Here is a 9,528-nt window from a genome sequence, read left to right on the forward strand (position 1 = left end):
CTAGCAGGCTGAGTTTGCGACGTGCTACTTTCTCGTTGGTGGTCATACGGTGACTCCAGATAACACGGTAGGGGTACCGTTTTGTTATCCGGTTTGAAGCCGTATGACCACTCCCTTTTGTGGGCAACTGTCAGGTGAATACCATCTCCATACATCCCGTGAATTAACATCATCACGTTCGATCATGTCAACCAGTCTGCTTGCGGATTGCTCCGGTGTCAGCGTCGCATCGGCAGGGGCCATTTTGGTGAGCAGTGCCCCGGGGTGGACCGAGATCACTTTAATACCCATGCTCTCCAAATCATCCGCCATGCAGAGTGACAACATATTCTGGGCCGCCTTCGCAATGCGATAAGAGAAAGAGCACTTGATTCCCTTGGCTGCGCCTGCTGCTTGCATGTTCAATGATCCTCTCCTTGAACTGATATTGACGATCAAGGATGGTTGCATTCTATTTTCATGGTTCAGCAGGGCTTTTACGGTAGAAAGAGCACCGACACAGTGAGTTTTAAATTCATAAGTGAGCTGGTCGCTTGTACTGCGCTTGGTATCTATACCCGGGGTGCCGGCGGAGCCCGCATTGTTTATGACAATATCTATCTTCGTGTGCTCGATAAACCCGGAAAGCTGAGACTCGTAGTTTTCATGAGTTACATCAGCAACAAGCACAGAGACTCCAGGGTACATAGTCGTCAGCATGTCATAGGCATTGGCGGTTCTGACAACTGCATAAACCTGATACTTGTGTTTATAAAAAGTCTGGACGAGTGCCAGCCCCAATCCTCTGCTCGCCCCCGTTATCAATACTGCCTTCATCACACCACCCATTAATCCATATGGCCAGTTCATGTTCACCCGCAGGTTCGAATAGCAGATCATATTCGGATCTGCGGGGGAGGCCAGTATGCCACAGCTATTTCCGCCCACCAGCGGGTAGAAATGACAACCGTTAGATGGAGATCTGCCAGTCTGATTATCTGGATGGGATCACATGAATCACCGGTAGTGACATTACCCTCGCACGACAGGCAAAACCGCCGCCAACCTTGAAAAATCGGGCCATAGAGCGTATAACCACGCGCTTGTCAGTGTATTGAGTGAGCCTATTTTCATGCAGCAAAACGCGCAGCAAACAGAACCCGTGCAGAACGCCCCCTTTTGGCAGGTAAAGAGCCTGCAACAGATGACCATGACGGAGTGGGAGTCCCTGTGCGACGGCTGCGGCAAGTGCTGCCTGAACAAGCTGATCGACGAGGACACCGAGGAGCTGGTGTTCACCAACGTGGCCTGCAACCTGCTCAATACCAAGACCTGCCAGTGCTCCGACTACGGTAACCGCTTCAAAAAAGAGCCGGACTGCCTGCAGATCACCCACGACAAGATTGCCGAATATGACTGGCTGCCATCGACCTGTGCCTACCGCCTGCTGGCGGAGGGGCAGAGCCTGCCAGAGTGGCATCCGCTTATCACCGGCAGCCGCAGCGCCATGCACCAGGCTGGTCAGTCGGTGCGCGGCAAGGTGGTGCACGAGGTGGATGCCGGCGACTGGATCGATCACATCATTACCTGGGCCAGCTAACGCCAGGCCTGTCTATCGGGCCAGCCGTCGAGTCGCATAAACAGCGAAGGGGCAGGGGAGTCATCACTCCCTGCCCCTTCGGCTTTCTGGCCCCTTTCTAAGCGCTGCGAAGGTGCCTATTTGTCCGCCTTGCCCGCCGCATCGGCCAGTTTGGCCAGCTGTTTGTCATACCAGGCCACCGGGCGGTTCTCATCCTCTGCCCGCTCCTTGCGCCGGATGGCATTGCGCACCGCCATGGCCCCCAGCCAGCGAAAGGGTTCGGGCGGAAAGTAGCCGCGCGGGCCGCTGACCAGTGCGCAGTCGCGCCACAGTTTGTCCTCCTCCCGCACTTCATCGCGCACCAAAGCCGCCAGGATCTGGCCGCCCATCCAGCTCTGGGCCACCCCGTTGCCGGAATAGCCGAGGCCATAGACAACGTTGGGCTGCCCTCGCCAGTGGCCAAAGAAGGGGAGGCCATCCACCGAGCGGTCGGAGGCGCCGCACCAGCTGGCGGCGATGGGCACCTCCTTGAGCGCCGGAAAGAAGCTGCGCAGGGTGCGGGTGAGGGGGACAAGATAACGGCTTGGTTCGTCGAACCCGGCCAGATGGCGGTTGGCAAAGGCAAAGGTGTTGCCCCCCTTGCCCAGCATCAGCCGCCCTTGCGGTGTTGAGCGGTAGTAGTGGACAAAGGTGCGGCCATCCACCACGGAGCGGCCGTGCTCAAGCTGCTGGGCGGCCAGGGCATCCGGCGCGGGGTCGGTTATCACCATGTCGGAGGAGACCAGCACTATGCTGCGGCGCAACTCGCGAAAGTGCGCCGCCATGGCGCTGTTGAGGGCCAGCACCACCTTGCGGGCACGCACCTCACCCTGCGGCGTTTGCACCCGCGCTGGCTGGCCCGCCTCAAGGCGCTGCATGGGGGAGCCTTCATAGACCTCGACCCCCAGCTTCCGCGCCACCCGCAGCAGGCCGCGCACCAACAGTGCCGGTTGCACCGAACCCGCGTGAGGGCTGTAGAGCCCCTCCAGATGAACATGGGAGCCGCTCTGGCTCGCCAGTTCACCCTCTTCAATTGCCTGCCACTGGTTAAGGTCGGCTCGCTGTAGCTCCCGCAATACCGGCTCCATCAGGCCGCGCTGGGCCTCGCTGGTTGCGGTGTAACAGGTGCCCTCGACCCTCAACTCCGCCTCTATGTTGTGCTTTTCGCAGAAGCGGGCGATCTCGTGCACCGCCTGCTCTGAGTTTTGCACCAGCCAGGCGGCCTGCTGCTCGCCAAAGAGGCGCTTTAAGGTCAAATACTTGGCCGACCAGGTGAGCAGGCAGCCGCCGTTGCGCCCGGAGGCGCCGCTGCCGCAGCGATCCTTCTCCAGCACCATGATGCGTAAGGCAGGCTCGGCCTGTTTAAGGGCGATGGCGCTCCACAGCCCGGTAAAGCCGCCGCCGACGATGCAGACATCGGCCTCGTGGTTGCCGACCAAGGGGATGGGGGGCGCGGGCTGTTCGGCAGCGAGCGCTTCGGCCAGCCAGAAGGGGAGAGTGGACATGATGACTCCTCGACAAGGTTATTGGTGGCGCCAGCGCTGGGTGCGATCCAGCAGGGCGCGGCTCAAAAAGAGCTGGAGCAGCTTGACGGTGGCGGCGGCCAGCAGGATCAGGGTGGCCATGGCAGCGGCCGCGGCGGTATCGCCGGAATCCTCCATGTTGAGCACGGCGATGGAGGCGAGCACGCTGTCGCTCGAATAGAGGAAGATCACCGCCGAGGTGGTGGTCATGGCGTTGACGAACAGATAGATGAAGATCTCCAGCAGTGCCGGCAGGGAGGCGGGCAGAGTCACTCGCCAAAACGCTTTCCAGAGCGGAATGCGCAATGAGATGGCCACCAGCTCCAGCTCCTTGGGCAGTTGCTTGAGGCTGGTCAGCGCCGTCATATGCCCCACTGTGTAGTAGTGGATGACGCAGGAGAGCACCATCAGCGGCAGAGTGCCATAGAGAGTGCCGTAGAGGCCACCAAACAGCGGATTGCCGTTGAAAAAGAAGATGTAACCCAGCCCCAGCACCATGCCGGGCACCGCCAGCGACAGCATGGCGAGCAGGTGCAGCAACTGGCGCAGCCATGCAAAGTGGCGCCCCTTCTCCTGTGCCCAGGCCAGCACCATCACCAGCACGGTACCGATAAGCGCGGTATAGAGGCCCAGCTGCAAGGTGTTGGTAAAGGGCTGCCAGCCATAGACGCTGTTGCTGTCAAAGGCGTAGTGATCGAGCGTCAGCCCGAGGTTGTAGGGCCAGAACTGCACCAGGGAGCCGTAAACCGCCATGCCCACCAGCGCCAGAAACAGCAGGGCCCAGAGAGTACACCAGCCGAGCGCCAGCAGATCCCGCAGCCGATGGGGTTTGGGCTGATAGGGCACCGCCTTGGTGCTGCTCTGCTCCTGCATCTTGCTGCGCACTCTGTGCTCCAGGGCAAAGCTCAACAGTGCCGGCAGCAGCAGGGTGACGCTGGCAACGGCGCCCAGCGAGAAGTTCTGCATCCCGATCACCTGCCGGTAGATGTCGGTGGCCAGCACGCTGTACTGGCCACCAATCACCTTGGCCACCCCGAAGTCGCAGATGGTGAGGGTGAAGACGGCGATGGCGGCGCTGAGCAGGCCATAACGGGCGGTAGGCAGGGTGACGGTGACAAAGGTGCGCCAGCCGCTGCTGCCGAGCACCCGGGAGGCTTCATAGAGGCGGGCGTCGCTCTGGCCGAGCGCCGTGATCAGGATCATCAGGGCGTGAGGGAAGCACCAGAAGCCCAGACCAATGACGATGCCGATGGGGCCGTAGATGCTCTCGCCGCCCAGCAGCCCCTTGGCGATCCCCTGATTGCCAAACCAGTAGACCAGACTGATGGCGGGTAGCAGGGAGGGCATCAACAGCGGAATAAGGCCGATGAGGCGAAACAGGGGCTTGCCCGGCATGCAGGTGCGGGTGAGGGCATAGGCGTAGCCAAAGGCGATGGTCACCACCAGCGCGGTGATCAGCACCCCGAGCCAGAGGGTGTTGCCGATGGTGCGCCCCAGATGAGGGGAGTCGAAGTAGGCGCTGAAGTTGGCAAGGCCCACCCAGAGCCCGTTCTCATCCTGCAGGCTCTTTTGCAGCATGGTGAGCAGCGGCAGCAAGAGGCCCCCCACCAGCAGGGCGATGCCAAGCAAAAGCAGGATCAGCTGCAGCAGTTGATCCCGGCTCCAGCCGCGACAGAGCCGCTGCCAGCGGGAGGTGCGTTGCGCCACGGTTGACGGCGACAAGGGGGAGGTCGCGAAGGGGGCGTTCATGAGCGCTCTCCTTCAAACAGCTGCATCGCCCCGGCGGGCCAGTGCAGCGAGCAGCGCATGCCGCTGCGCCAGTCCCCCTGTTCGTGACGTGGCAACTCGTGGGTCGGGCGCTCCACCAGAATTTGCTGCGGGCCCAGATAGGTGTCGGCGGTGCAGATAAGGCGCTGGGCGGCGCCGAGAAACTCTACCTGATCGATCTGCGCGTCGATGCCGTGCTGACCAAGATACAGCTCGCTCGGCGCACTCAGGGTGATCGCCTCGGGGCGGATCGCCACCTGCAATTTGCTGCCGGCCGCGGCCCGGTTGGCGAGTGTCAGCGGCTGCTCGTTAAGGCGCACCTGAGTGGGGCTCAGCACCAGGGTGTCGAGGAAGTTCATGGTGCCGACAAAGCTTGCCACGAAACGGCTGGCAGGCTGGTGGTAGATCGCCTGCGGGGTGCCCACCTGCACGATGCGGCCGCTCTCCATCACCACGATGCGATCGGCCATGGTCAGCGCCTCTTCCTGATCGTGGGTCACCATGATGGTGGTGATGCCAAGGCGCTGCTGCAGGGCGCGGATCTCGCTGCGAAGATGGGTGCGCACCAGTGCATCCAGCGCGCTGAGCGGTTCGTCCAGCAGCAACAGGCCGGGGGAGAGGGCGAGTGCCCGGGCCAGCGCCACCCGCTGCTGCTGGCCGCCGGAGATCTGGCTCGGGTATTTGTGGGACTGGGCCGTGAGAGCCACCAGCCCCAGCCAGTGATCGACCCGCTCCTTGATGAGGTCCCGTGCCAGCCCCTGATTCTCAAGGCCAAAGGCGATGTTCTGGGCCACCGTCAGGTTGGGGAAGAGGGCGTAGGACTGAAACACGATGCCAAAATCGCGCTGCTGGGGCGGCAGGCGGGAGATATTGCGCCCCCCTTGCCAGATCTCGCCGCTGTCCGGCAGATCCAGCCCGGCGATGGCTCTGAGCAAGGTGGTCTTGCCGCAGCCGGAGGGGCCGAGAAAACAGATGAACTCCCCCGGCTCAATGGTCAGAGAGATCCCCTTGAGGGCCTGAAAAGCCCCGAACTGCTTGTTGAGATGTTGAATGTCCAGATAGGGCTGGGTCATGGTGCGACTCGCTACTGATTTGGTATATACCAGTTTGTGGGTGAAGTGTGACGGTCAGGTGATCGGGGGATGACGGCTTGATGACAGTCAGATGACGACGGGGCGCCAGCAGATGGCTGGGCTGCGTGTGGATGGGGGGCCACCCATTGAGGACGACACACATGGGGTTGATGCCAAAAAACGAAGGCCAACCTGGGTTGGCCTTCGGCAATCGGTTTATCGGCCTGGGTGCATTGGCATTGCTCAAACCAGCCTTAAACGGGATTACTGCTTGGCTTCGGTCTTGCCATCGAAGCTGGCGCTCCACTGGGCCAGGATGGTGTTGCGCTCGCGGGCAGCCCAGCCAAAGTCGTTGTCGATCATCTGGCCCTTGATGTTGGCGGGATAACCGGCTCTTGGCTTGGCCACCTCCGGAATGGCGACCACGGCAAACGACTTGTTGTAGAGGGCGTTGGCCTGCTCGGTGGCGGCAAAGTCGAGCAGCTGTTTGGCGGCATCCAGCTTGGGGGTACCCTTGATGATGGCGGCGGCTTCCATGTCCCAGCCCGAGCCCTCTTTCGGGAACACCACCTCGATGGGGGCCCCCTTGGCCTTGAGGCTGGTGGCGGGGAAGTCGAAGGAGATACCGATCACCGTCTCGCCGCTGGCGGCCAGCTTGCAGGGGGCGGAGCCCGAGTGGGTGTAACGGTCGATGTTCTGGTGCAACCCGTTCATGAATTGCCAGCCCTGCTGCTCGCCCATGGTCTGCAGCCAGCCGGCGACGCTCAGGTAACCGGTGCCGGAGGAGCTGGGGTTGGGCATGATCACCTTGCCCTTGTATATGGGCTTGGTGAGGTCGGCCCAGCTGGTGGGGGCCGGGATCCCCTGTTTCTCCGCCTCTACCTTGTTGAAGCAGATGGCGCTGAAGAAGGCGTCCAGTCCTATCCAGTGCGGCTCGGCCTTGTTGTCGCGAAAGCGGCTGTCGAGCTTATCCAATCCCTTGGGCGCATAGGCACTCAGCATCTGCTGCTGGTCGAGCTGCATCAGGCTGGTGGCCGCCAGCCCCCACACCACATCCGCTTTGGGCTGGGCTTTTTCTGCCAGCAAGCGGGCGGTGACCACGCCGGTGGAGTCGCGCACCCACTTGATGTTGATGTCCGGATGCTGGCGCTCGAACGCGGTTTTCAGCTCGCCGAGCTGCTCCGGTTCGAAGGCGGTGTAGACGGTGAGATCGGTCGCGGCCAGTGCCGGGGCTGTCATGGCGGCCAGCACGGCGGCGGCCAGCAGATGGGTTCCCTGTTTCATCCTCTTCTCCATTTAAATTGGCTTGGTATAAACCAGATTGGTCGAGAGAGAGGCTAGGGGATCTTTATGACGTTCGGGTGACGGCCCCATGACGTTTTGCCGAGCCGGTTGCGGCACTCAATCCTGGGTATCCACCTCGATCTCCAGACTGTCGTGGCGCCAGTACTCCAGATCGAAGTCGAGCACCCGGCCGTGCTGATCGAAGTTGAGCCGCTCGAGGCGCAGGGCGGGCAGACCGGCGGTGGCCCCCAGCGCCTTGGCCACCTCGTCCGGCAGGGCGGTGGGGAAGAAGCGCACCTGCATGCGGGCGTAGTGAAGATCGTAATGGGCCTGGTAGATCTCGGTCAGACTGCCGTTGAGATCCAGCTCCAGCAGGCCGGGTACCCGCTCTGGCAGGCAGTGGTTCTCGCAATAGCAGATGGCGCGCCCGTTGGCGTAGCGCAGCCGCTTGAGCAGAAACAGGCTGTCGAATGGCTTGAGCTGCAGCCGCGCCATCAGTGCCGGGGGCACCGCCTGGCGGCTCTTCTTCAGCAACTCGGTGCGCGGCTCCCCCCCTTGCTCCCGCACAATCTGGTGAAAGTTGGAGGTGCGTCTTGGGTTGAGGCTGAAACGGGGCGGGGTGACGAACCAGCCCCGGCGATCCTCCCGATAGATAAGGCCATTGGCCTCCAGCTGCACCAGCGCCTCACGGATGGTGACCCTTGTGGTGGCGTAGAGTTCCCCCAGCAGCCGCTCGGAGGGGAGCTTGTCGTTGGGGGCTAGGCCCCCCGCCAGGATCTGGTTGGCGAGGGCATCCTTGATCTGCAGATATTGCGGTTTGCTCATGAAAATCCCTGGTTTTGCATTGAATCGTGCAATGGGTTGGGCACTGGGCTGGTCATCGGCCCGGTCGCTAAGCGTAGGCATCAACGTGCATTGGTAGAGACCAGTGTTGCCCCTGTTGTTCAGGCTTCCTAGATTATCGCGATCCCGGCGCCGTAAATGAATTTTTTGTTGCACATGGCGCCACCCCTTTGACCTTGGCGGGGGAGTTACCCACAATGCGCTCAATCTGGTATATACCAAAAGGAGCTAAATCATGACCCATATTCCTGCGGCCCCCGCCGCCGTCGATTACCTGCTGCTGACCCCGGGCCCCCTCTCGACCACCGCCACGGTGCGCGCCGCCATGCTGCAAGACAGCTGCACCTGGGATGCGGACTACAACCAGGGTGTGGTGGAGCCCATCCGCCGTGAGCTGGTGCGCCTCGCCACCGGCCCGGAGTATGAAAACGACTACAGCGCCGTGCTGCTGCAGGGGAGCGGCAGCTATGTGGTGGAGAGCGTGCTGGGTTCGGCGATAGGTGTCGATGAGTGTCTGCTGATCATCAACAACGGCGCCTACGGTGCCCGCATGGGGGAGATGGCCCGCTGCCTTGGCTTGCGCCACCATGAGCTCGACTGCGGCGAGACAAACTGCCCGGAACCTGCTGCTATCGAGGCGATGCTGGTGTGCCACCCCGAGATCACCCATCTGGCCATGGTGCACTGCGAGACCACCACCGGCATGCTCAACCCGTTGGAGGAGGTGGCTGAGCTCTGCCAGCGCCGCGGCATTCGCCTGATCGTCGATGCCATGAGCAGCTTTGGCGGTATCCCCATCGACATGGGGCGCCTTGGCATCGAGTTTCTCATCAGCTCCGCCAACAAGTGCATTCAGGGGGTGCCGGGCTTTGGCTTCGTCATCGCCCGCCGCGTGGCGCTCACGGCCTGCGCCGGTCGTGCCCGCTCGGTCTCCCTCGACCTGCACGCCCAGTGGCAGACCATGGAGCAGCAGGGGGGCAAGTGGCGTTTTACCTCGCCCACCCACACCGTGCTCGCCTTTGCCCAGGCCCTGCGCGAGCTGGACGAAGAGGGGGGCATCGCCGCCCGCCATCGGCGCTATAGCGAAAACCAGCGCACCCTGGTGGACGGCATGGCCGCCCTTGGCTTTGCCCCGTTGCTGCCCGAGCAGTGGCAATCTCCCATCATTACCGCCTTCTACTCTCCGACCCATCCTGATTACCGCTTCGCCGACTTCTACCAGCGGCTCAAGGCGCAGGGCTTTGTCATCTATCCGGGCAAGGTCTCCCAAGCCGACTGCTTCCGTATCGGCAATATCGGTGACGTGACCCCAGAGCGGGTGCGCTGCCTGCTCGCCGCCATGGCCAGCGCCTGTTACTGGCAAGGGGACGCGCGATGACCAGCATGGCGCCTCACGGTTGCGATCAGCACGACCATAAGCTGCACGGCAGTGGCCGTGCCG

The 9,528-nt window shown here is 62.1% G+C and carries 8 protein-coding genes; 2 read left to right on the forward strand and 6 right to left on the reverse strand.

Annotated features, from left to right (window positions below; translation table 11 throughout):
• Positions 1–84: 84 nt before the first annotated feature.
• Positions 85–879 (reverse strand): SDR family NAD(P)-dependent oxidoreductase, encoded by a 795-nt coding sequence (locus CAK78_RS05060; RefSeq protein WP_094696575.1) that lies wholly within the window; start codon positions 877–879, stop codon positions 85–87.
• Positions 880–1,111: 232 nt separating this feature from the next.
• Between CAK78_RS05060 and CAK78_RS05065 the strand changes: the two genes are divergently transcribed.
• Positions 1,112–1,579 carry a YcgN family cysteine cluster protein gene (locus CAK78_RS05065; protein WP_094696576.1) on the forward strand — a complete coding sequence of 156 codons (468 nt, stop codon included), beginning with the start codon at positions 1,112–1,114 and terminating at the stop codon, positions 1,577–1,579.
• Positions 1,580–1,695: 116 nt separating this feature from the next.
• Here the strand turns inward: CAK78_RS05065 and CAK78_RS05070 are convergent, their stop codons facing one another.
• The 5 genes from CAK78_RS05070 to phnR form a co-directional block, all read right to left on the reverse strand.
• Positions 1,696–3,102, reverse strand: a complete 1,407-nt coding sequence (locus CAK78_RS05070; protein WP_094696577.1) for an FAD-dependent oxidoreductase — start codon at positions 3,100–3,102, stop codon at positions 1,696–1,698.
• Between the two features lie 18 nt (positions 3,103–3,120).
• Entirely contained in the window at positions 3,121–4,869 is a 1,749-nt protein-coding gene (locus tag CAK78_RS05075) for a putative 2-aminoethylphosphonate ABC transporter permease subunit (RefSeq protein WP_094696578.1), read from the reverse strand.
• Complete coding sequence (locus CAK78_RS05080; RefSeq protein ID WP_094696579.1) at positions 4,866–5,960, reverse strand: putative 2-aminoethylphosphonate ABC transporter ATP-binding protein; 1,095 nt, start codon at positions 5,958–5,960, stop codon at positions 4,866–4,868. The genes CAK78_RS05075 and CAK78_RS05080 overlap by 4 nt, the downstream gene beginning before the upstream one ends.
• A 264-nt stretch (positions 5,961–6,224) precedes the next feature.
• Entirely contained in the window at positions 6,225–7,244 is a 1,020-nt protein-coding gene (locus tag CAK78_RS05085) for a putative 2-aminoethylphosphonate ABC transporter substrate-binding protein (RefSeq protein ID WP_094696580.1), read from the reverse strand.
• A 117-nt stretch (positions 7,245–7,361) separates the two neighbouring features.
• On the reverse strand, positions 7,362–8,069 hold the full coding sequence (gene phnR, locus CAK78_RS05090) for a phosphonate utilization transcriptional regulator PhnR (protein WP_176452680.1): 708 nt from the start codon (positions 8,067–8,069) through the stop codon (positions 7,362–7,364).
• Positions 8,070–8,322: 253 nt separating this feature from the next.
• Here phnR and phnW point away from each other — a divergent pair, with 253 nt between their 5' ends.
• A complete protein-coding gene (phnW, locus tag CAK78_RS05095) occupies positions 8,323–9,465 on the forward strand; it encodes a 2-aminoethylphosphonate--pyruvate transaminase (RefSeq protein WP_094696582.1) in 1,143 nt (380 codons plus the stop codon).
• The last annotated feature ends 63 nt before the right edge of the window (positions 9,466–9,528 follow it).

Origin of the sequence: Aeromonas sp. A35_P (assembly GCF_002259925.1) — a bacterium.
Lineage (GTDB): Bacteria > Pseudomonadota > Gammaproteobacteria > Enterobacterales > Aeromonadaceae > Aeromonas > Aeromonas dhakensis.